Origin of the sequence: Nonomuraea rhodomycinica (assembly GCF_013363995.1) — a bacterium.
GTDB classification, from domain to species: Bacteria; Actinomycetota; Actinomycetes; order Streptosporangiales; family Streptosporangiaceae; genus Nonomuraea; species Nonomuraea rhodomycinica.
This window is the reverse complement of the sequence record NZ_JABWGO010000003.1, coordinates 298,248-320,505: the sequence shown is the minus strand read 5'-3', so window position 1 is coordinate 320,505 and position 22,258 is coordinate 298,248. Positions and strand designations below refer to the sequence as shown.

Here is a 22,258-nt window from a genome sequence, read left to right as displayed (position 1 = left end):
CGCGGAGGGGCCTGTGCACGACCACGCCAGCCACGACCACGCCGGCCACGATCTGGGCAGGGGTCCCGGCAGGGCCGGGCCGGAGCCGCTGGTCCGTGTCCGCGGGGTGCGCAAGCGGTTCGGCGGCACCCCGGCCCTCGACGGCGTCGACCTCGACCTGGCCCGCGGCAGCGTCCTGGCGCTGGTGGGGTGCAACGGCGCGGGCAAGTCCACCCTGATCAAGATCCTGGCGGGCGTCCACCGCGCCGACGCCGGGGAGGTGACGGTGGCGGGGCACCCGCTCGGCGGGCGGGAGGCGGCCGAGCGGATGTCGTTCGTCCACCAGGACCCGGCGCTGGTGGAGTGGATGAGCGTGGCGGAGAACGTCGCGCTCGGCGCCGGCTACCCGCTGCGCGGCGGCCTGATCTCGCGGCGGGCGGCGCGCCGGCGCTGCGGGGAGGCGCTCGACGCGGTCGGCGCCCGGATCGACCCCGGCGAGCGGGCCGGCGACCTCACCCGTGCGGAGCGGTCGCTGGTCGCGGTGGCCCGCGCGCTGGCCCGCGACACCGAGGTGATCGTGCTGGACGAGCCGACCGCGAGCCTGGCCGCGGCCGACCGGGAGCGGCTGTTCGCGGTGCTGCGGGAGCTGCGCGGACGCGGGCGCGGCATCGTGTACGTGAGCCACCGGCTGGGCGAGGTGCGCGAACTGGCCGACAGTGTCGCCGTGCTGCGTGACGGGCGCGTCGTCCGGCAGGGGCCGCTCGACGACGGCGGCCGGCCGGCACGGCGGGGCCCCGCCGGCGGCGGTGGCCATGACCGCAGTGACGGCGCCGACGGAGGCGGGCCCGACGATCTGGTGCGGGCGATGGTGGGCGGTGAGCCGGCCGTCCACCTGCGCGCCAGGCGTGAGGCGGGCGAGGTCGTGCTGAGCGTCCGCGCCCTGCGCACCGAGCTGGCCGGCCCTGTGAGCTTCGAGTTGCGGGCCGGTGAGGCGATCGGCCTGACGGGGCAGGCCGGCGCCGGACACGTGGACGTGGGGCGGGCGCTCGCCGGCGCGCGGCCCGTGGTGGGCGGCCGGGTGCTGCTCGGCGGGCGGCCCTTCCGGCCGCGCTCGGCGCCGGAGGCGGTCGCGGCGGGGGTCGGGATGGTCGCGGGCGACCGGATGGAGGAGGGCGCCGCGCCCGGCCTCAGCGTCCGGGAGAACGTGCTGGCCAACCCCCGGCTGCGCGGCGGCTCGCCGCTGACCTGGCTCGGGCCGCGCCGGGAGCGGGAGCGGGCCACCGCGCTGCTGGCGTGCCTCGGGGTGCGTCCCACCGGCACCGAGCTGCCGTTCACGGCCCTGTCGGGCGGCAACCAGCAGAAGGCGCTGGTCGGGCGCTGGCTGTGGACGGGGCGGCGGGTGCTGGTCCTGGAGGAGCCGACGGCGGGGGTGGACGTCGCCGCCCGCCCGGAGATCCACCGCCTGCTCGACGCCGCCCTCCGCGACGGCCTGGCGGTCCTGCTGGTCTCGGCCGACGCCGAGGAGATCGCGCACGTCTGCGACCGCGCGCTCGTCCTCGCGGACGGCTCCGTGATCGCCGAGCTGACCGGGGACGCCCTGACGGTCACCGGGGTCACCCGCGCCGTCACGGGGGCGGGCCGCTGATGGCCGCCGGAGGCCGCGCCCGCCCGCGCCGCTCCGCGCCGGGCCGCCTCGTCGGCGCCTACGGGCTGCTGGCGCTGGCGGTCCTGCTGGTCGCGGTCTTCTCGCTGGCGCTGCCCGCGACCTTCCCGACGGCCGCCAACCTGCGGCTGGTCCTGTCCACGAACGCGGTCGTCGCGATCCTGGCGCTGGGGGCGATGGTCCCGATCGTCACGGGCAAGTTCGACCTGTCCATCGGGTACGGGCTCGGCCTGTGGCACGTCGTGACGCTGGAGCTGATCGTGACCGAGGGCGTGCCGTGGCCGCCGGCCTGCCTGGGCGTCCTGGTGGGCGGAGCGCTGGCGGGGGTGGTCAACGGGCTGCTCGTGGAGTTCGCCCGCATCGACTCGTTCATCGCCACCCTCGGCACCGGCAGCGTGCTGTACGCGGTCACGGGGTGGGTGACCGGGGGCGCCCGGATCGTGCCGGGGCCCGAGGGCCTGCCCGCCGCCTTCACGAACCTGACCGACGCGACGGTGCTGGGCCTGCCCGTGACCGCGCTGTACGTCGCGGCGCTGACGGCGCTGCTGTGGGTGGCGCTCGAACGGCTGCCCCTCGGCCGCTACCTGTACGTCATCGGCTCCAACCCGCGCGCCGCCGAGCTGGTCGGCATCCCCACCCGCCGCTACGTGTGCGCCGCGTTCGCGGTCTCCGGGCTGGTCACGGGCTTCGCGGGGGTGCTGCTCGCCGCCCAGAACCAGATCGGCAACCCGAGTGTCGGCCTGGACTACCTGCTGCCCGCGTTCACCGCCGCCCTGCTCGGCTCGTCCGTGATCAAGCCTGGCCGGCCGAACCCGCTGGGCACGGTGGTCGCGGTGGGCGTCCTCGCGGTCGGCCTGTCGGGGCTCGGCCAGCTCGGCGCGGCCTTCTGGGTGACGCCGCTGTTCAACGGGCTGACGCTGCTCGCGGCCGTCGGCCTGGTCGGCTGGTCGGCGCGGCGCCGGCTGCGCGCCCGTCCCCCGACGGCCGGTCCCGCGCCCTCTCCCCCGGCCGCGCCTTCCCTCTCATCCGCGAGTCCGCCCTCAGGTCATCCCCCGGATCCCTCGCCGGATCGGTCACCGGGGCCGGCGCGAAGGGCGGCGGCGAGCGAGCGCCCCGACCGGGAGTCCCGGGAAGAGCCATGAGCCTCGTCGGACTCTCCCGCGCCGCGGCGGCACTGGCGCTCGCCGCCGCGCTGACCTGCGGCTGCGCGCCCGGTTCCGCGCCGGACGCCGCGCCCGGCGGGCCGTCGCGGCCCTGCCCCGCCGTGCTGGCGCAGGCCCGGCGGGCCGTCGGCCAGGCTCAGCGCGTCACCCCGTGGGACGGCCCCAGGACCGGCCCCCGGGCCGTGCCCGGCCGGAGCATCGTCTACGTCGCCGCCACCATGACCAACCCCGGCGTCGCCGGCGTCGCCTCCGCCGTCACCGCGGCGGCCCGCCGGATCGGCTGGGACGTCCGGGTGATCGACGGCCAGGGCACTCCGGCGGGCGTGCGCGCGGCCCTGGGCCAGGCCGTCGCGCTGCGCCCGTCCGGGATCGTGGTCGGCGGGTTCGACCCCGGCTCGGTGGCCCAGCAGGTGCGCGAGGCGGACCGGGCGGGCATCACGCTGGTCGGCTGGCACGCCACCCGGGCGCCGGGGCCGAGCGCGGACCCGCGGCTGTTCTCCAACGTCACCACCCGGGTGGAGGACGTCGCCCGGATCGCCGGGTACTGGATCATCGCGCGGTCGGGCGGCGACGCGGGGGTCGTGCTGTTCACCGACTCCTCGATCCCGTTCGCCGAGCGCAAGGCCCGGCTCATCCAGCGCACGCTGCTCGGCTGCTCCGGCGTCACGCTGCTCTCGTACGAGAACATCCCGCTGCCCGACGCGGGGACCCGCACCCCGCAGGAGGCCTCCTCGCTGCTGTCGCGCTTCGGCGAGCGGTGGACGTACTCGGCCGCCATCAACGACCTGTACTTCGCCGACGCCGCTCCCGCGCTGCGGGCCGCCGGGCTGGCGGGCGGCGGGGCGCCGTACGCGATCGGCGCGGGCGACGGCGACCCGTCGGCGTTCGAACGCGTCCGCACCCGCCAGTTCCAGGCGGCGACGGTCCCCGAGCCGCTGAACGCGCAGGGCTACCAGCTCGTGGACGAGCTGAACCGGGCGTTCGCCGGCGCCCCGCCGAGCGGCTACGTGGCGCCGGTCCACCTGACGACGACGGACAACGTGGACGGCGCCTCGTCGTGGGACCCGCCCGGCTACCGCGCCGCCTACGAGCGGATCTGGCGGCCCTGACCACCGGCGCCCCGGGCCGCGGCCGGCGCGGTGGTCAGGCGGTGGCGGCGCCGTCCAGGACGGGGATGAGCTGCTCCTCCTCGTACGTCAGGTGCTCCTCCAGCTCCCCGGCCAGCCGGTCCACCTCGGCCAGCACCGCGGCGGGCTCGGCCCCCTCGGCCGAGACGACCTCCCGCAGCCGGGCGACGAGCTCGGCGATCCGCCGGTGCTCCTCGCCGAGCCGCTCGATCACCGGCGCCAGCTCGGGACGCCGCCCGGCCAGCGACGGGAACATCCCCGAGTCCTCCATCACGTGATGGTGGTGCAGGTTGCCGCAGACGCTCAGGCAGTTCACCCGCAGCTGCGTCCCGAGCCCCGGCCCGGCGGCGGCGATCTCCTGGCGGATCAGCCCCAGCTCGCGCCGGAACGCGTCGTGGACCGCCTTGAGCGCCTGGCCGAACGACGAGGCGGCGGGTGTGGGCATGACGCCCGGCACCGGCTCCAGGGCCACGACCGGCAGGGTGCGGCCCGACCTGGACGCGTAGTCGGCCCAGCCGGGGTCGGTCTCGACGGCCCGCGCGAACGCCGCGTCGCGTTCGGCGCCCTCCAGGACGACGGCCTTCGCCTGGAGAGTGAAGACGCCGTTCTCCACCGTGACCCGCGGGTCGGCCACCAGGTTGCGGTACCAGTGCGGGTGGCGCGGCGAGCCGCCGGCCGAGGCGATGACCAGGACCCGCTCGCCGTCGGGCAGGTAGGCGAGCGGCGTCGTGTGCGCGGCGCCGGTCCGGGCTCCGGTGGTGGTCAGGAGCAGCAGCCGCCCTCCCTCGAACGGGCCTCCGACCCGGCCGCCGTTCGCCCGGAACTCCTCGATGACCTGCTGGTTGAAATCGTGTGGCATGCTCTGCTCTCTTCTCCGGAATCGTGCTCCCGCGAAGCCGTGCGGCGGCATGACAGAGGCCGCCCGGGGGCGTGCGGAAGGAAAGGCCACGGGCCCGCGTCCGGCGGTGCGTACCGGCGGATCACGCGGTGCGGAGAAGAAGGGGCGGGGCTCTGGCCCGCCCGCCGGTCACGCCCTGGCCGGGCGCCCGACTCGCTCGTGGCCCATGGCCGACCCGGCAGTCACATCCGGCACCCTAACCTCCTGTGCATCTCGCCGCAAACGTCGCGAATCCCGGCCCGCGCCGCCGGGCCCGGGGCCGGATCGCCGGCTCAGCAGGGCTTTCATGCGGAGTGTCGCCAACGGAGGCCAGGATTTTACGCAAGCGAGGGTGACTCCTGGGAGGTCAATATGGTGGCGTTGCGATGCAACGCGGCTTTTGTGGAGTCTGCGTCCGCCGATCTGTCTGGAGGATGCGATGCAGTCGCTGAACGTCACCCTGGAGACCCAGCCGAGGCGCGCCGTCGCGCACCTGCGGGGGGAGATCGATCTCGCCACCGCCGAACTCCTGAAGGCCAGCCTCGACACCATGATCGAGGGCCCGTCCGTGTCCGCGCTCGAGGTCGATCTCAGCCAGGTGTCGTTCATCGACTGCTCCGGGCTGCGCGTGCTGCTGGCGGTCAAACGATCGTTGCAACGCAGGGGCGGGACCCTCAGCCTGGCCCACCTGTCGCCCTCGGCCGAGCGGCTGCTCGCCGCCGCCGGGCTGGACGACCACCTGGTGGAGCGCGCCCCGGGCCGCGGTCCCCTCACGCCCGCCTGACCGGCGGATGTCGCCGGAGCGCGCCGGAAGGAGGTGCGAAGGCCGCCATTTCGGGGAGGTGATCGGCGCACACGACACGCCGACCTTCCCCGGGAGTGGCCCCAGTGACGAGTTCTACGCCTGCGATCGCCGTCGGAGTCGAGGAGGAGTTCCACATCGTCGACTCCGGCACCCGGCACCTGGTCTCCCGATCGGGCGCCCTGCTGGAGAGGCTGTCGAAGGAGCGGTTCACCCAGGAACTGCAGCGGTCGGCTGTGGAGGCCAACAGCAAGCCGTTCACGAGCCTGGAGGATCTGGCGCGCGACCTCGTGGCGCTGCGCGGCACCCTCACGGACGTCGCCGACGGGCTCGGCGTGGGCATCGTCGCGGCCGGCAGCGTGCCGCTGGGCGACGCGGACACCATGAAGGTCTCCCCCGACCCCCGCTACGAGCAGATGCTCGACGACTACCAGCTCCTCACCCGCGAGCAGCTCATCTGCGGCACGCAGGTGCACGCCGAGGTGGCCGATCGCGACCTGGCCGTGCTGGTCTCGCATCTGGTGACGCCGTGGCTGCCGCCGCTGCTCGCGCTGAGCTGCAGCTCGCCGTACTGGCTGGGCGCCGACACGGGCTACGCGAGCTACCGCACGATGGTGTGGCAGCGCTGGCCCACCTCCGGGCCGATGGGCCGCTACGGCTCCGCCGCCGAGTACGAACGCATGGTGGACGACCTGGTGCGGTCCGGGGTGATCAGCGACCCGGGGATGATCTACTTCGACGTCCGGCCGTCGGCGCACGTGCCCACGGTCGAGCTGCGGGTCTGCGACGCGTGCCCGCGCGTGGACGACATCGTGCTGATCGCGGGGCTGTTCCGGGCGCTGGTGGCGCGCGAGCTGGAGAAGGTCCGGCGGGACCCCGAGCGTGAGGTGCAGCTGGAGCCGGTGCGGGCGGCGGCGTGGCAGGCGGCCCGCTCCGGCCTGGAGGGCGAGCTGGTGGACCCCCAGGAGGGCACCCCGGCGCCGGCCGGCGAGGTGGTGCTGCGGCTGGTGGACGGCCTGCGGCCGTACCTGGAGGAGGCGGGCGACTGGGACCTCGTGTCGGGCCTGGCCCGCGAGGCGCTGGCGCGCGGCAGCTCGGCCGAGCGCCAGCGCCGGGTCCTCGACCGGCGGGGGCGGATGGAGGACGTCGTGGACTTCCTCGTGGCGGAGACGCGGGCCGGCACGTCCGCGCTGAAGGCGGGCGCCTGACCTCCTCCGCGACCGGCCCCCGGCGGCCGGCCCGCGCCGGGACAGGCCCGCCGTCAGCGCACGACGCGGCAGACCAGGGCGTCGGACGTGCCGCGTGACGCGCTCATGACGACGTCGGTCGTCAGGTGCTTGCAGGCGAGGTACGGGTCGCCGGAGCCCGCGTACTGGAGGGCTCCGCCCATGCCGCCGGCGTAGCAGCGCAGCCCTCCTGGCTCGTAGAAGCCGATCCAGGAGGAGGAGCTGACGCGCGCGTGGCAGTAGTCGCCGATGGACGTGGGGCCGAACGTGACGTCCACGACGGCCGCCTGGGCGGGCGTGGCGGTGACGAGGGCGGCGGTGAAGGCGGCGGCGAGGGCGGCGGTGGCGAGGGTCAGGCCGCGGCGGACCATGGGCGCTCCTGGGGGTGGGGGTCGACTCCCTGGAGTATCTGTTAGGAAAGTTTACTGTGCAATAGGCTCATGGCCAGGGGCGGGCGGCCGGGCGGCGGCCGCCGACAGGGCGTCCTCGACTGTCGCGTGCACGGGCACCAGCGCGTCGGCGTGCAGGAGCCGGACGAGCCTCAGCGGGCCGGGGAGCAACGCCGCCAGGCGGGTGACCCCGCCGTCGTGCCGGACGTCGTCCCCCACCTCCAGCAGGGCCCGCAGCCCGTGGCAGGACAGGAACGTGGTCGCGGTCAGGTCGAGGACCAGGTGCTGACCGGGGCGCCGGGCGCGGCCGGCGAAGGCGCCGAACCGGCCGGCGGTCAGGACGTCGAGCTCGCCGCCCACCGCGACGAGGATCACGCCGGGCAGGCGCCGGCGCCGGAGGCTGAGGGTCTCCATCGTGTCCTTGGTCCTTTCCGAGGGTCGTGATCGGCTCCAAGGTGTCGGGGGCTCTCATCATCGGATCCCGACGATGAGAGGGCGATGAGAGCGAGCGCCAGGTCAGCGGTGAACGGGGAGGCGGATGGTGACCACCGCGCCGCCGAGCGGGACCCGGCGGAGGGTGCGTTCTAGGCTGGCCCGCATGAGGGTGCTCGTCGTCGAGGACGACGCCGCCATGGCCGACGTGCTGGCACGCGGCCTGCGGCGGGAGAGCTACGCCGTGGACGTGGTCACGAGCGGCGAGGACGCCCTGTGGAGCGTCATGGAGCACGACTACGACGCCGTGGTGCTCGACGCGATGATCCCCCCGCCCGACGGGTACGAGGTGTGCCGGCGGATGCGGGAGCGGGGCCGGTGGGCGCCGGTCATCATGCTGACCGCCCGCGACACGGTCAACGACCGGGTGCGCGGCCTCGACGCGGGCGCCGACGACTACCTGACGAAGCCGTTCGCGCTGGCCGAGCTGTACGCGCGGCTGCGCGCCCTGACCCGCCGCGACCAGGTGCGCCGCCCCGCCGTGCTGCGGGCGGGCGACCTCACGCTCGACCCGGGCACGAGGACGGTCCGGCGAGGCGGGACGGAGATCCACCTGTCGGCCAAGGAGTTCGCGCTGCTGCACGAGCTGATGCGCCGCCCCGACGAGATCCTCAGCCGGTCGTACCTCATCGAGCACGTCTGGGACTTCGCCTACGACGGCGGCTCGAACGTCGTCGACGTGTACGTGCGCTACCTGCGGGAGAAGGTGGACCGCCCGTTCGGCCGCGACACGATCCAGACCGTGCGCGGCGCCGGCTACCGCCTGTCCACCGACCGCTGACCCCGTCCGGCGGGAAGGAGGGGGGTGCGCGGCGCGGGCAGGACCACCACGATCCGGCTGATCGTCACGCTGCTGCCGTGCCCGCCGGGGTCGGTGCGGGTGTTCGGCCCGGACGCGGCGCGCGAGCGGGTGGACCGCCCGTGCCGCCTCTCGGCACGGGGCGCCCGTCGCCGTCAGGCGGGGCGGACGACGGCGACGGCGCAGCGCGCGTGGTGCAGGACGCCCCGGCTGACGGAGCCGAGCAGCGCCGCGCCGAGCGCGCCCCGCCCGTGCGAGCCGACGACCAGCAGGTCGGCGCCGGCCGACGCGGCGGTCAGCGCGTCCACCGGCTGGCCGCACGGGGTCTCCTCGACGACCCTGACCTCGGGGTGGCGCCGCTCGAACGCCGCCAGCCGCCCGACGACCGCCTCGTGCTGGGCGGCGCGGACCTGGTCCATCTCGTACGAGATCTCCGGCGCGAACACGTGGACCGGAAGCTGCCAGGCGTGGACCACCCGCAGGGTGGCGCCCCGGAGCCGGGCCTGCGCGAACGCGTACTCCAGGGCGGCCTCGCACTCGGGCGACCCGTCCACGCCCACCGCGACCTCGCCGCGCACGGGACGCCGCTCGGCGCGCACGGCCACGACCGGACACGCGACCTTGCCGGCGAGGTGCGCGCTGACGGAGCCGAGCAGCGCCCCGGTCAGGCCGCCGAGGCCGCGGCTGCCGACGACGAGCTCGTCCGCGCGGGCCGCCTCCTCGCGCAGCACGACGGCCGGCGCGCCTTCGACCAGGGCGGTGGTGACCTCCACGCCGGGCTGCCGTTCGCGGGCCAGCGCCAGCGCCTCGTCCAGGGCCCGGCGCCCCTCCCGGGTCAGCGTGTCGGGCCGGTCTGCGGGCCCGAACCGGTCGATCTGGTACGGCGAGCGGTCCACGGCGTGCACGATGCGCAGAGGCACGTGCGCGCGGAGAGCGTCGCCGGCGGCCCACTCCACCGCGGCCCGGGCCGGCATCGAGCCGTCGACACCCACAACGATCATGATGGTCCCTCCTTCGTCCCCTCCATCGCATCGCCACGGGGCGGCGGTCCGGCAGGGCCGGAGGTCCCGGGGCCCAGGGCCCAACGGTCATCCGGTCAGGACGGCTTCGCGGAGGGCCTCGCGGAGGGCCTCGCGGAAGGCGTCGCGGAAGGCGTCGCGGAGGGCCTCTCGGGAGGCGTCGTCGAAGGCTTCGCGGAGCGCCTCTCGGGAGGCGTTCGTCGAAGGCTTCGTGGACGACCTCACCGTGAGCTTCGGGTGAGCTTCGTCGTCAGGACCGCGCCGCTCTCCGGACCGGCCTGGGCCACCAGCTCGCCCCCGGGCGCCCAGACCCCGGAGCGGCCCGCCGTCTCGGCGAACCCGCCCCCGGTCGCCCCGGCGAAGCTCGCCACCGCGACCCAGACCCCGTGCCCGGCGGCGATGCGCCGGGCACGCTCGGCCTGGAGCTCCGCCTCGTGGGCGTGCTTCACCGTGCCGGCCACGTACGCGTCGATCCCGAGGCCGGCCGTCGCCGCGGCGTGCTCGGGGACACCGGTGTCCTTGCAGACGGCGAGGCCGAGCCGCCAGCCGTCCACGTCGAGCAGGCGCGGCTGCCCGCCGGGCGCGAACCGGACGGCCTCCTCGGCGCCGAGGTACATCTTGCGGTAGGCGACGGTGACGCCGCTCCCGTCGACGGCCAGCGTCGCGATGTGCGGCGCGCCGTCCCCGTCCACGGGCGCGCCGGCCAGCGCCACGGCCCCCGTCTCGGCGCACGCGGCCACGAGCGGATCCAGCCGCGCGTCGCCCGGGGCGACGGTCTCCGCGTCCAGCTCGTACCCGGTCAGCGACAGCTCGGGGAAGACGACGACCCGCGCCGCGGCGGACCGCACGGCGCGGGCGTGCGCGGCGGCGTTGGCCGCGACGTCGTGCGGCACGGACAGGGGCTGGGCGACCGCGATCGTCAACGTCTCGGGCACGCGACCTCCTCGGTACGGGCCTCGCGGACGTCCCCCGAGGCGGAGCCCATCGTAGACAGGCCGCTCGACCCGCCGCGCGCCGCCCGGATCGGCCTGCCGGAGGTGTGGTGGCCGCGCGGCGAGCGCCACCGCGTCGTCCTCAGGAGGAGGGGCGGCGGGTGAACGTGCCGAGCCCGGTGTGGTCGAGGCCGGCCACGGTGACCTTCGCGGCCCGGCCGTCCGCTCCCATGATGAAGCGGACGCCGTCCAGGCCCACGGAGTTCTCGCCCGGCGTGAGGTAGGCGAAGGTGTCGCCGGCGTAGTGGCGCAGCGGCAGCCGGAGGGGCTTCGGCCCGAGCCGCATGACGAGCCCGCCGCCTTCCTGCGCGACGGTGAGCGGGCCGTAATGGCCGTTGGCGTACCCGCCCGTGTAGGCGCGCGCCGGCCGGGCGGGCGCGGCGTGCGCGGGCGGCCGGCCGTAGTCGGTCGCCGGCCGCTCGTCGCGCTCCATGGCGGCGAACGCCGCGCCGGCCAGCCGCAGCCAGTCCACGGTGGGGCGGCCGTGCCGGGCGACGTCGAGGAACGTCAGCGCCACGGCCTCGGCGGCGCCGACGGGCTCGCCGTTGGTGAGCACCACGATGCCGAGCCCCTCCGACGGCAGCATCGTCACGTTCGTGGCCGCGCCCAGCCGGAACGCGCCGGAGTGGCCGAGCTGGAGCCGCCCGAGGTCGTCGTAGGTCACGTTCCAGCCGAGGCCGTAGAAGCCGGGCCGGCCGTACGGGGCCGTGGGCGGGGCGGACAGGATGTGCGGCAGGTACGTCCGGTCGAGCGCGGAGCGCTCGATGAGCCGCCTGCCCGCGTACACGCCGCCGGCGAGCTGGAGGCGCAGCCAGGCGCCGAGGTCGCGGGCCGTGGAGCCGGCGCCGCCCGCCGGCGACTGGGCCTGCGGGTCGCGGACGTGGCGGGCCTCCCAGTGCCCGTCCACCCGCACGTGGAGGGCGGCGCGGTCGGGCGCCCGCGCGTACGCGGCGAAGGAGGAGCTGGTGGAGCGCATGCCCAGCGGCTCGTACAGCAGCGTCCGCGACAGCTCCTCCCACGACAGGCCGCGGGCCCGGGCCACGGCGAGCGCCGCCTCGGTGAAGCCGAAGTTGGTGTAGGCGTACCGGGCGCGGAACGGGCCGAGGGGCTCGTCGCGCAGGCGTTCCAGGATGTGGCGACGGCCGTACCCCAGGTCCTCCAGCAGGTCGCCCGCGTGGTCGGGCAGGCCGCTGCGGTGGGAGAACAGGTCGGCCAGCGTCACGTGCCGGGTCACCCAGGGGTCCTTGAGCGCGAACCCGGGGTCGTGCCGGACGACCGGGTCGTCCCAGCCCACGGCGCGCGATCCGCCGGCCCGCTGCCCGACCGCCCGCGCGACCACGGTGGTGGCCAGCGGCTTGGAGACGGAGGCGAGCTGGAAGACCGTGTCCGGGCCGACGGCGCCGGGGCTCCCGGCGCGGCGCACCCCGAACCCCTTGAGGTAGGCCACCCGGTCCCGGTACACGACGGTGACGGCCATGCCGGGCACACCGGTGCGGCGCATCACGTCGCGCGCGATCCCGTCGAGCCCGGAGACGGCGGCGGCCACGGCGGCCGGGCCGAGGGCGGGCGGCGGCTGCGCGGGCGGCGCCGCCGACGGCGTGGCCTGAGCCGACGGCGTGGCCTGAGGCGTGGCCGTCGCACGGCTGTGGGGCGTCGTGGTCTGGAGGGCGGCCGTCGCGGCGCCAGGAGGTGCGGCGGCCGGGCCGCCGCACCCGCACAGCAGCGCCGCCGCCGTCGCGGCGCCCACCAGCGCCGTCGCGCTCCCCCGCCCCATGACCGCAGGTTAAGCCCCGCCCCGGCGGCCGGGAGAGGCGGCCGCCCCCGGCGGCGTGTCACCCCGCTCCCCAGGCCCCCTCCTCTGGATCGTCCGTCAGCCGCGCGCCCCGAGCACCTCCATGTAGTGCGGGTTGGTCATGATCCCGAGCACGTTCCCGAACGGGTCCACCACGGACGCCGTCACGAACCCGTTGCCCCCGCGGTCCACGACGCCCTCGTGCTCCTCGGCGCCCAGCGCGAACAGCCGCTCCAGCGTGGCCTCCACGTCGTCGACCGCCCAGTACAGGACCACGCCGGAGGGCCCGGCCGCGCCGGAGCCCGGGCCGTGGGGGCCGCGCACGATGCCCAGCTCGTGCCGGTAGTCCCCCACCCGGAACTCGACGTACGCCGGCCGGCCGTCCGGCCCGGGCACCTCGAAGTACGGCTGGACGCCGAGCAGCTCGGCGTACCAGTCGCGGGCGGCGGCCAGGTCGTCGGCGAACAGGTTGACGGTGGCGAATCCACGCAGCATGCGAACGCTCCCTCGGTTGCCCGGCAGGACCGTCCTGCCCGGTGTGTCGCGGTAGGGAAGGAACAGTAGAAGCCGTTGAGGAACCTGCGGTTCCTCAACGGCTGTCACACTCGGGGAATGCTGGAAACTTCCGTACGGCTGCTGCGGCTGCTGTCGCTGCTTCAGGCGCGTCCCGGCTGGGGCGGGGCGGAGCTGGCGCGACGGCTGGACGTGACGACGCGGACCGTGCGCAACGACGTGGAGCGGCTGCGGATCCTCGGCTACGAGATCCACTCGGTCACCGGCACCGCGGGCGGCTACCGGCTCGGCGCGGGCACCGCCATGCCGCCGCTGCTGCTGGACGACGAGGAGGCCGTGGCGGTCGCGGTCAGCCTGCACGCCGCCGCGTCCGGCTCGGTGACGGGGATCGAGGAGACGTCGCTGCGGGCGCTGACCAAGGTGCAGCGGATGCTGCCGTCGCGGCTGCGGCACCGCATCGAGGCGATGCGCGCGGCGACCGTGTCCGTGGCCGGGCGCGGGCCGACCGTGGACGCCGGGACGCTCACCACGATCGCCGCCGCCATCCGCGACCGGGAGCGGCTGCGCTTCGACTACGCGGGCCACGACGGCACCGCGTCGGTCCGCGTCGTCGAGCCGCACCGCCTCGTCTACACCGGGCGGCGCTGGTACCTGCTCGCCTGGGACGGCGACCGGGACGACTGGCGGACGTTCCGGGCCGATCGCGTGCGCCCGCGCACCCCCAACGGGCCGCGCTTCACCCCGCGCACGCCGCCGGGCGGCGACGCCGCCGCCCACGTCATGCGGGGCGCCGCGGCCACGGCCTACCGGTATCCGGCCCGGGTGCGGCTGCACGCGCCCGCGGAGGCTGTGGCCGACCGGATCCCGCCGGCGGCGGGTCTGCTGACCCCCCTGGACCCCGGCGACGCGGCGGCGGGGTGCCTGCTGGAGACGGGCAGCGAGTCGCTGCACGACCTGGCCGGCTTCCTGGGGAGTCTCGGCGTGCCGTTCACCGTGCTGGATCCGCCGGCGCTGCGCGCCCATCTGCGCGAGCTGGCCGCCCGCTACGCCGCCGCGGCGGCCGGGCCGAGCGAGGAGGCCGAGGAGCCTGAGGCGGCACGGAACGCCGAGGAGGCACCCCGCCGACTGCCCGATATATGACCGAATGCGAAAATGGGGGGGTCATGCCGACCAACCTCACCGTGATCCTGAACGACCGGCCCGGAGAGCTGGCCCGCCTGGGGGAGCTCACCGGCGAGGCCGGCGTGAACATCGAGGGCATGGCCGCCTTCACGGGCGACGGCAAGGGCGTGATCCACGTGCTGGTCGCGGACGGCGACGCGGCGCGCTGCCGGCGCGCGCTGGAGGACGGCGGCATGGGGATCGCCGACGAGCGGCCGGTGCTGGTGGTCAACATCGAGGACCGGCCGGGCACGCTGGGCGAGCTGACGCGGCAGCTCGCGGACGCGAACGTCAACATCGACCTCGCCTACGCGGCCTTCGGCGGCGTCAAGGTGGTCATCGCGACCGAGGACTTCGAGAACGCGACGGCGGCGCTGGAGGGCCCGGCGGCCTCGCGCCTGGACGAGGTGGCGGGCAGCATCTGGGACCAGCCCGCCTGAGCCGATATATCAAACCTCCTGTGAAAAATAACAGGCGGCGGCTCTGCGAGCCCGCATTCCCGGCACTCCAAGCCGCTCCAGGCCCTGCTCGGACGCGCTTGTCTCTCAGCTTTTAACACTGGACACCGTGATCTATCACATGCCAGTGTTAATGCCCGCGTCGACGACGCGATCTCCTCCGATTTTCGGACACCCCCCTGGAGATGCACCATGACCACTTCCACCAGGCGCGACTTCCTGCGCATCGGTGTGCTCGGCGCCGGCGCCCTGGCGTCCGGCGGCCTGCTCACCTCCTGCGGCTTCGTGGGCGGCGGCGGTGAGGACACCGGCAAGCTCACACTCGGCGCCACCAACGAGCAGCGCGCCCCGCTCTCCCCGATCCTCGCCGCCTACGAGAAGCAGAGCGGCGTGACGTTCGAACCCACCTACATGGCCACCGACCAGCTCGGCTCGCAGATCCGCACCCGGCTCACCTCGAACACCGCCCCCGACCTGTTCCGGGTCGGCCCGGGCAGCGGCGAGCCGACCGCCGTCAAGCTCCTCGCCCCGCAGGGCTTCCTCGCCGACCTGTCCGCCGCGTCGTGGGCCGGCTCGATGCCGGCCGGCTTCCGGCCGCTCTGCCAGGTGGACGGCAAGACCTACGCCCTGACCACCAACCGCGCCATCATCGGCACCTTCTACAACAAGAAGATCTTCACGGAGCTCGGCCTGGAGCCGCCCACGACGTGGAGCGAGCTGCTCGGCGTCTGCGACAAGATCAAGAAGGCCGGTAAGACGCCCATCGCGCTCGGGATGGCCGACGCCACCACGATCCAGTTCACCGCGTACGCGCTGGCCGCCACGACCGTCTACGCCGCCGACCCCGGCTTCGACGCCAAGCTCGCCTCCGGCGCCACCACCTTCGCCGCCTCGGCGGGCTGGAAGGAGGCGCTGGAGAAGATCCTGGAGCTGAACAAGCGCGGCTTCTTCGACGACAAGCCGCTCGGCGTCTCCCTCGACCAGTCGATGAAGGCGGTCGCCTCCGGCCAGGCCGCCATGGTCAACCTCGTCACCAGCACGTTCTCCCTCATGGCCGGCTACGCGGCGGGCGGCGAGGCCGAGTTCGGGGTCTTCGCCGCGCCCGGCGGCGACGACGCGGCCAAGACGATGATCCCCGCCTCGCCGAGCCACCTGTTCGGGGTCAACGCCAAGAGCGAGCGGGCGGCCGAGGCCCGCAAGTTCCTCGACTTCCTGGCCCAGCCGGCCAACATCGCCTCGTTCTGCGCGGCGGCCAAGGGCGTGCCCGGGCTCGACGGCGTGCCCACCGACAAGGTCAGCCCCACGCTCGCGCCGCTGCTGCCGTTCCTGAAGGACGGGCGCAACGTGCCGTTCGCCAACCACACCTGGCCCAACGCCGTCGTGCAGCAGACGCTGCTCACGGCCGGCCAGCAGCTCTTCTCCGGCTCCACGACGGTCGACGACGCGCTGAAGAAGATGGACGAGTCGTACCAGAAGAAGAGCTCATGACCCTGCAGCTCTCGCGCCCTCCCGCCGGGAGCCGGCACGCCTCCGCCGCCCGCCCCGGGCGGCGGGGGCCCCGCCGCGGATGGCTGTTCGTCGTGCCCGCGCTGCTGTTCTACGGGCTGGTCGTGCTCTACCCGAGCCTGGCCGGCGCCGTGTACGCGTTCACCGACTGGAGCGGCCTCGGCTCGCGGGTGAACCCGGTGGGCCTGGCCAACTTCGGCCGCCTGCTCGGCGACGCCGAGGCGGTCGGCTCCCTGGGGAACACTGTCCTGCTGGCCGTGGCCCTCATGATCGTGCAGAACGTGATCGGCCTGGCCCTCGCGCTCGCCCTGGACACCGCCATCCGGGGACGCAACCTGCTGCGCACCCTGTTCTTCGCCCCGGCCGTGCTGCCGCCGCTGGTGATCGGCGTGCTGTGGAAGTACGTCTACTCCCCCGGCGGGCCGCTCGACGGGCTGCTGGCCGCGTTCGGCCTGGAGGGGCTCCAGCAGAGCTGGCTCGGCGACGAGTCGCTGGCGCTGTGGTCGGTCGTCGTCGCGATCGTGTGGCAGCACGCCGGGCTGTCCATGGTGATCTTCCTGGCCGGGCTCCAGGGCGTGCCGAAGGAGCTGTACGAGGCGGCCGCGCTCGACGGCGCCGCCCGCTGGCAGCGCTTCCGGTACGTGACCCTGCCCCTGCTGGCCCCGGCCACGACGATCACGCTGGTCCTCACCATGATCACCGGGTTGAAGCTGTTCGACCAGGTGTTCGCCATGACCGGCGGCGGTCCCGGCTACGCCACCGAGACCCTCTCCCTCACCATGTACAAGCAGGCGTTCGTGCTCAACGACTACAGCTACGGCACCGCGCTGGCGCTGGTGCTGACCATGATCGTGGCGTTCGTCAGCTTCCTGCAGCTGAAGATGCTGCGCCGGCTGGAGGTGGAGGCGTGAGCCGCCCGGCCGCCCGCCGCGGGCGCGGGCTGCTGCTCGAACTGGTGATGGCCGGCTGCGCCGTCGCGTTCGTCTTCCCGCTGTACGTGCTGCTCATGGTGGCGCTCAAACGGCCCCAGGACGTCGCCGCGGACGTCCTCGCGCCGCCCTTCCCGGTGTACTGGGGCAACCTGGCCGAGGCGTGGTCGTCGGCCGAGATGGGCAAGGCGCTGGTCAACAGCACCGTCGTCACCTCGCTGAGCGTGATGATGCTGGTGCTGACCGGGTCGCTGGCCTCGTTCGCGCTGGCCCGGTGGAAGCGCGGCCTCGGCTACGGCGTGTTCCTGCTGTTCGTGCTCGGGCTGGTCATCCCGCTGCAGCTCGGCATGATCCCGCTGTACCAGCTCATGCGCGACGCGGGGCTGCTCAAGACGTACACCTCGCTGATCGTCTTCTACACCGGGCACGAGCTGCCGCTGACCGTGTTCCTCTACTGCGGCTTCCTCAGGGCGCTGCCGCGGGCCTACGAGGAGGCGGCCTACGTGGACGGCGCCACGGCGTTCCAGGCGTTCCGGCGGGTCGTCTTCCCGATGCTGCGCCCGGTGACCGGCACGGTGATCATCCTCAACGCGCTGTTCATCTGGAACGACTTCCTGACCCCCATGCTGTACGTGTCGGGGACGGCCCAGCAGACGGTGCCCGTGGCGGTGTTCTCCTTCGTCGGCGAGTACTCCTCCGACTGGGGGATCATCTTCGCCGGCCTGGCCATCGCCGTGGCCCCGATCCTGGTGCTGTACTTCGTCTTCCAGCGGCACATCATCAAGGGCTTCGCGGGCGGGCTCAAGGGATGATCGACGGCGGCGGCCCGCGGCTGGGCCCGGCGAGGCGGCAGGAGGCCATCGCCGAGCAGATCCTCGCCCGCGGCGACATCACGGCGGGCGAGCTGGCCGAGCTGTTCCAGGTCAGCCTGATGACGATCCACCGGGATCTGAACGAGCTGGAACGGCAGGGCCTGGTCCGCAAGCTGCGCGGCGGCGTGACCGCGCAGCCGTCCAGCGTCTTCGAGAGCAACGTCTCCTTCCGCGAGCGGTCGATGCGCGCGGAGAAGGAGGCGATCGCCGCGCGGGCGGCCGAGCTGGTCGAGCCGGGCATGGCGGTCATGCTCGACGACTCCACCACCAGCCTGGCCCTCGCGCGGCGCCTGGAGGCGCTGGCGCCGCTGACCGTCGTCACCAACTTCCTGACCACGATCGAGCTGGTCGCGGGCATGCCCGGGATCCGGCTCATCGCGCTGGGCGGCGACTACGACGTGCTGCACAACTCCTTCCTCGGCGTCTCCTGCACCGACGCCATCGCCGCCCTGCAGGCCGACCTGTGCTTCGTGTCGACCTCGGCGGTGACCGGCGGCTACGCCTACCACCAGGAGCAGCACATCGTGCCGGTCAAGCGCGCCATGCTGGCCTCGGCCACGCGCAGCGTGCTGCTCGCCGACCACACCAAGCTGACCCGGACCGCGCTGTACCGTGTGGCGCGGCTCCAGGCGTTCGACCGCGTCATCGTGGACGCCGGGGCCGCGCCCGAGGCGCTGCAGGAGCTCGACCAGCTCACCCGGTCCCTCGACGTTGCCGCCCTGCTCCCTCCGGAGGCGCCATGACCCCGCCGTCCCTCCCCTCCTCCCCCTCCTCCCCCTCCTCGCCGTCCTCGCCGTCCCTTCCGCCCGGGCTGGCGCGGGTGCTGGCCGAGCCGCCGCGGGCCTACTCGCCCGCGGCGATCTGGTGGTGGAGCGGGGAGCCGCTGCGCCGCGACCGGCTGCGATGGCAGCTCGAACGGTTCGCCGAGGGCGGCGTGTGGAACCTCGTCATCCTCAACCTGGCGCCGTCCGGGCCGATGTTCGGCTCCGACGCCGACGACCCGCCGTTCTTCTCCGAGGCGTGGTGGACGCTGCTGGAGCAGGTGTGCGACGACGCCGAGGAGCTGGGGATCCGCCTGTGGTTCTACGACCAGCTGGGCTTCTCCGGCGCGGACCTGCAGGCGCGGCTGGTGGACGAGGAGCCGCGCTTCGCGGGGCGCTGGCTGGCGGCGGACGGCACGGTCACGACCCGCGGCTTCGACTACCTGTCGAAGGAGGCGTGCGCGGCGCTCATCGACCGCGTCCACGGCGAGTTCGAGCGCCGGCTCGGGCATCGGCTGGGGGGCGTCGTCGCGGGCTCGTTCCAGGACGAGCTGCCGTCGATCCCGACCTGGTCGGACGGCTTCGCCGCGGAGTTCGCCCGGCGGCGCGGCTACGACCTCACGCCGCACCTGCCGGTGCTGTGGCGGGACGGAGGGGGCGGGCCGGACGCGGGGCGGGTGCGGCGCGACTACCACCGGACGCGGGCGGAGCTGGCCGAGGAGGCGTTCTTCCGGCCGCTGGCCGCCTGGCACGAGCGGCACGGCCTGGTGAGCGGCTGCGACCAGCAGGACCCGGCCCGCGCCGGCCACCCCGTGGAGGGCGTGCAGCTGTACGCCGACTACGCCCGCACGCACCGCTGGTTCGGCGCGCCGGGCTCCGACCACCACGGGGACGCGCGGATCCACTCCTCGCTCGCCCACCTGTACGGCCGTCCCCGCACCTGGATCGAGGCGTTCCACTCCAGCGGCTGGGGCGGCACGCTGGAGGAGACCTTCGACTGGCTGCTGCCCTGGCTGCGCGCCGGCGCCACGCTCTACAACCCGCACGCCGTGTACTACACGACCAAGGGCGGCTGGTGGGAGTGGGCGCCCCCGGCCACCGACTGGCGGCAGCCGTACTGGCGGCACCACCGCGTCTTCGCCGACGCCGTCACGCGGCTGTGCGCGGCGCTGTCGCTGGGGCGGCACGCGTGCGAGGTGGCGGTGCTGCTGCCCACCGCCACCGCGCAGGCGTTCACGGGCCTGGACGGCGCCGGCGCGGAGGCGGGCCGGGCGCAGGAGGTGTACCGGCGGCTCGTGGGCGACATGGCGTGGTTCCGGATGGTGCCCGGGGTGCTGGACGAGCTGGGGCTGGACGCGGACGTCATCGACGACGACTCGCTCCAGCGCGCCGAAGTCCGGTCCGGCGCTCCCGGGGCGGGGGGCGCGGGGGCGCGGCTGGAGGTGGCCGGGGAGTCGTACGCGGCCGTCGTCCTGCCCGCCTGCGCGGTCCTGGAGCCGGACACCGAGCGGGCGCTGGTCGCGTTCGCGGAGCGGGGCGGCCTGGTCGTGGCCGTGGAGACGGTCCCCGACGGGCCGCTGCGCGAGCTGGCCCGGTTCGCGCCGTCGGTGGACGCGCTGGGGCCGCTGCTGTCGCCGCTGCGCCGCGTGGAGGCCCCTGTTCCGCCGCTGGTGCGCGAGGTGGACGGCGCGACGCTGGTCTACCTCCAGGCCGCCTTCCCCATGGCCAGCCGGGTGGCGGTGGAGCACCCCGACGCGCGGGGCGCCGACCAGGGCTGGGACTCGGCCACGATCGACTTCGACCCGTCCCGGTACGCGGCCGGCATGCCGGTCCGGGTGCGGGGCGTCGCGGGGGCGCCGGTGCTGGTGGACCCGTTCACGGGCGGGACGCGGGTGCTGCCGTGCGCGGTGGACGGGGACGGCGTGGAGGCGGTGGTGCCGTTCGACGCGGGCCCGGCGGCGCTGCTGGTGTTCACGGGTGAGGAGGCGCCGGCGCCCCCGCCGGCCGTACCGGCCGGGACGCGCGACGTGGAGCTCGGGGCGGGCTGGGAGATGGAGCCGGTGCCGACCCTGGACGACACCTGGGGCGACCTCGGGCACGACGGGCCCGTGCTGCGCCGGTGGGAGGTGGAGCACCGCCTCGACGGGGAGGACGCCTGGCGGCCCGCGTACGCCACGTTCGGCCCGCACGGGCTCTGGCACCTCACGCCGGACGACGTGACCGCGCCCGCGCCCGCGCCCGCCGCCGACCGGCGGGCCGCGGTGTTCTCGGTGTCGCGCGGGATCCGCAAGGACCCGATCCACCGGGTCACCCTCGGCCCCAAGGGGCACGTCCCGGAGGAGTTCCTGGACTTCGGCCGGGTGCCGGCGGGCCGCGCCGCGTGGTTCCGGTGCGAGCTGACCGTCCCGGCGTCCGCGGACCCGGCGGCCCGGGCGTACCTCGCGGTGGGGGCGGCGGCGGCCAAGGCGGCCTGGATCGACGGCGCGTCGGTCCCGCTCGCCGACCGCGGCCACCTCGCCGTGGCCCGGGAGCCCCTGTCCCCCGGCACGTACGTGCTGGACCTGCGGCTCGCGCCGGAGGAGGCGGACGGCGCGGGGGCGGACGGCGCGGGGGCGACGCTGCGCGCCCATGTCGCGGTCGTGACGGACCCGGAGGCGTACCTGCGGCCCGAGTGGATCGCCGGCCCCGCGGGGCCCGCCGAGCTGACCGCGACGTTCGTCCCGCGCGGCACCACGCTCCAGGTCGCCTCGACCGCGGCCTGCCGGGTCCTCGTGAACGGCGTCGAGCTGGGCCGTCAGGGCGGCTTCGACCCGTACGCCGACAAGCGCAAGCCCCGCGTGCGCCGCTACGACGTGGCGGGGGCGCTGCGGCCGGGGCCGAACGTGGTCACGGTGCGGGTGGGCGACGGCTCCGAGCCGGTCCTGGTGGACGGCTGCGCGACGTCCGGCCCCGGCTGGGAGGCGGTCCGGGACGGCGTGCGGACGCCGGCCCGCGTGCGCCGGTCCCCGTACCTCGACCCGGCGGCCCTGCACCTGCCGCGCCGCCCGCACCCTCTCCCGGACACCTCCTGGCTGTCGGGCGCCGGCGCGGATCCCGTGGTGCTGCGCGCCGTGCTGGGCGAGGAGGGGGCCGCGGGGCGGGTGGAGTGGCTGCGCTTCCAGGTGCCGCCGGGCGCCACCGCCGTCCGGGTGCCGTTGCGCGGCAAGGCCGTGCTCCTGCTGGACGGCGACCCCGTCGCGGAGGGCACGGGCCTGCTGGACGTGCCCCTCGGCGGGGCGGCGGGGCCGCGTACGGCGACGTTGCGGGTGGAGACCGAGGCCGGGCACGCCGGCGGGGCGATCCTGACCGGGCCGGTCGAGTTCGACGCCGGGCCGGGGCCGATCGAGCTGGGCGACTGGGAGCGGACCGGCCTGCCGGAGTACAGCGGAGGCGTCCGCTACCGCCGCGCCGTCACGGTGCCCGCCGGGCCGCCCGGCTCGGGGGTGCTCGACCTGGGGCGGGTGCGCGGCACGGCCGAGGTGCGGGTCAACGGCCGTCCGTGCGGGGTGAGGGTCTGCTCGCCGTACCGGTTCGACGTGGGGGCGGCGCTGCGGCCGGGCGAGAACACGGTGGAGGTCGAGGTGTTCGGCACGCTCGCCCCGCACCTGGACGCGGTGAGCCCCACCCACTTCGTCTTCCCCGGCCAGCGGGTGACGGGGCTGTTCGGCCCGGTGCGCCTCGTCCTGCCGGAGGAGTAGC

Annotated in this window: 20 protein-coding genes; 13 read left to right on the top strand and 7 right to left on the bottom strand. The window is 75.2% G+C overall.

The features are described 5' to 3' along the window. Positions 1-13: 13 nt before the first annotated feature. Genes HT134_RS17255 through HT134_RS17245 form a run of 3 tightly spaced genes read left to right on the top strand, consistent with a single transcriptional unit; the run spans position 14 to position 3,914 of the window. Positions 14-1,624, top strand: a complete 1,611-nt coding sequence (locus HT134_RS17255; RefSeq protein ID WP_217707973.1) for a sugar ABC transporter ATP-binding protein — start codon at positions 14-16, stop codon at positions 1,622-1,624. After that, entirely contained in the window at positions 1,624-2,784 is a 1,161-nt protein-coding gene (locus HT134_RS17250; RefSeq protein WP_175601389.1) for an ABC transporter permease, read from the top strand. The genes HT134_RS17255 and HT134_RS17250 overlap by 1 nt, the downstream gene beginning before the upstream one ends. Beyond that, a complete protein-coding gene (locus HT134_RS17245; RefSeq protein ID WP_175601388.1) occupies positions 2,781-3,914 on the top strand; it encodes a substrate-binding domain-containing protein in 1,134 nt (377 codons plus the stop codon). Before HT134_RS17250 ends, HT134_RS17245 begins: the two co-directional genes overlap by 4 nt. 34 nt (positions 3,915-3,948) lie before the next feature. On the opposite strand, the gene HT134_RS17240 is transcribed toward HT134_RS17245, so the two are convergent. After that, entirely contained in the window at positions 3,949-4,791 is an 843-nt protein-coding gene (locus HT134_RS17240) for a nitroreductase/quinone reductase family protein (protein ID WP_175601387.1), read from the bottom strand. A gap of 457 nt (positions 4,792-5,248) precedes the next feature. On the opposite strand from HT134_RS17240, the gene HT134_RS17235 reads away from it, so the two are divergent. Further along, positions 5,249-5,593: an STAS domain-containing protein gene (locus HT134_RS17235; RefSeq protein ID WP_175601386.1), complete on the top strand. Its 345-nt coding sequence runs from the start codon at positions 5,249-5,251 to the stop codon at positions 5,591-5,593. A gap of 104 nt (positions 5,594-5,697) precedes the next feature. Then, positions 5,698-6,819: a carboxylate-amine ligase gene (locus HT134_RS17230; protein ID WP_312888186.1), complete on the top strand. Its 1,122-nt coding sequence runs from the start codon at positions 5,698-5,700 to the stop codon at positions 6,817-6,819. Positions 6,820-6,872: 53 nt separating this feature from the next. Here HT134_RS17230 and HT134_RS17225 read toward each other — a convergent pair whose 3' ends face one another. Then, complete coding sequence (locus HT134_RS17225) at positions 6,873-7,208, bottom strand: hypothetical protein (protein WP_175601385.1); 336 nt, start codon at positions 7,206-7,208, stop codon at positions 6,873-6,875. A 51-nt stretch (positions 7,209-7,259) separates the two neighbouring features. Further along, positions 7,260-7,640, bottom strand: a complete 381-nt coding sequence (locus HT134_RS17220) for an STAS domain-containing protein (protein WP_175601384.1) — start codon at positions 7,638-7,640, stop codon at positions 7,260-7,262. Positions 7,641-7,824: 184 nt separating this feature from the next. Here HT134_RS17220 and HT134_RS17215 point away from each other — a divergent pair, with 184 nt between their 5' ends. Continuing rightward, positions 7,825-8,499: a response regulator transcription factor gene (locus HT134_RS17215; protein ID WP_175601383.1), complete on the top strand. Its 675-nt coding sequence runs from the start codon at positions 7,825-7,827 to the stop codon at positions 8,497-8,499. A gap of 173 nt (positions 8,500-8,672) precedes the next feature. On the opposite strand, the gene HT134_RS17210 is transcribed toward HT134_RS17215, so the two are convergent. The 4 genes from HT134_RS17210 to HT134_RS17195 form a co-directional block, all read right to left on the bottom strand. After that, positions 8,673-9,518 (bottom strand): universal stress protein, encoded by an 846-nt coding sequence (locus tag HT134_RS17210; protein ID WP_175601382.1) that lies wholly within the window; start codon positions 9,516-9,518, stop codon positions 8,673-8,675. Between the two features lie 239 nt (positions 9,519-9,757). Continuing rightward, positions 9,758-10,471: a carbon-nitrogen hydrolase family protein gene (locus HT134_RS17205; RefSeq protein ID WP_175601381.1), complete on the bottom strand. Its 714-nt coding sequence runs from the start codon at positions 10,469-10,471 to the stop codon at positions 9,758-9,760. A 139-nt stretch (positions 10,472-10,610) separates the two neighbouring features. After that, entirely contained in the window at positions 10,611-12,302 is a 1,692-nt protein-coding gene (locus HT134_RS17200; RefSeq protein WP_175601380.1) for a serine hydrolase, read from the bottom strand. A 96-nt stretch (positions 12,303-12,398) separates the two neighbouring features. Next, positions 12,399-12,815 carry a VOC family protein gene (locus HT134_RS17195; protein WP_175601379.1) on the bottom strand — a complete coding sequence of 139 codons (417 nt, stop codon included), beginning with the start codon at positions 12,813-12,815 and terminating at the stop codon, positions 12,399-12,401. A 117-nt stretch (positions 12,816-12,932) separates the two neighbouring features. On the opposite strand from HT134_RS17195, the gene HT134_RS17190 reads away from it, so the two are divergent. The 7 genes from HT134_RS17190 (at position 12,933) to HT134_RS46995 (ending at position 22,257) form a co-directional block, all read left to right on the top strand. Beyond that, entirely contained in the window at positions 12,933-13,973 is a 1,041-nt protein-coding gene (locus tag HT134_RS17190) for a helix-turn-helix transcriptional regulator (protein ID WP_175601378.1), read from the top strand. Positions 13,974-13,996: 23 nt separating this feature from the next. Then, positions 13,997-14,434, top strand: a complete 438-nt coding sequence (locus HT134_RS17185; RefSeq protein ID WP_175601377.1) for an amino acid-binding protein — start codon at positions 13,997-13,999, stop codon at positions 14,432-14,434. 210 nt (positions 14,435-14,644) lie between these two features. Next, complete coding sequence (locus tag HT134_RS17180) at positions 14,645-15,940, top strand: ABC transporter substrate-binding protein (protein WP_175601376.1); 1,296 nt, start codon at positions 14,645-14,647, stop codon at positions 15,938-15,940. Further along, the gene (locus HT134_RS17175) at positions 15,937-16,869 is read left to right on the top strand and encodes a carbohydrate ABC transporter permease (protein WP_175601375.1); all 933 of its coding nucleotides are present in this window, start codon (positions 15,937-15,939) and stop codon (positions 16,867-16,869) included. The genes HT134_RS17180 and HT134_RS17175 overlap by 4 nt, the downstream gene beginning before the upstream one ends. Continuing rightward, entirely contained in the window at positions 16,866-17,699 is an 834-nt protein-coding gene (locus HT134_RS17170) for a carbohydrate ABC transporter permease (RefSeq protein ID WP_312888184.1), read from the top strand. The genes HT134_RS17175 and HT134_RS17170 overlap by 4 nt, the downstream gene beginning before the upstream one ends. Then, on the top strand, positions 17,696-18,502 hold the full coding sequence (locus HT134_RS17165; RefSeq protein WP_175601374.1) for a DeoR/GlpR family DNA-binding transcription regulator: 807 nt from the start codon (positions 17,696-17,698) through the stop codon (positions 18,500-18,502). The genes HT134_RS17170 and HT134_RS17165 overlap by 4 nt, the downstream gene beginning before the upstream one ends. Beyond that, positions 18,499-22,257, top strand: coding sequence for a glycosylhydrolase-like jelly roll fold domain-containing protein (locus HT134_RS46995; protein ID WP_175601373.1), 3,759 nt, complete (start codon positions 18,499-18,501; stop codon positions 22,255-22,257). Before HT134_RS17165 ends, HT134_RS46995 begins: the two co-directional genes overlap by 4 nt. Position 22,258: the final 1 nt, after the last annotated feature.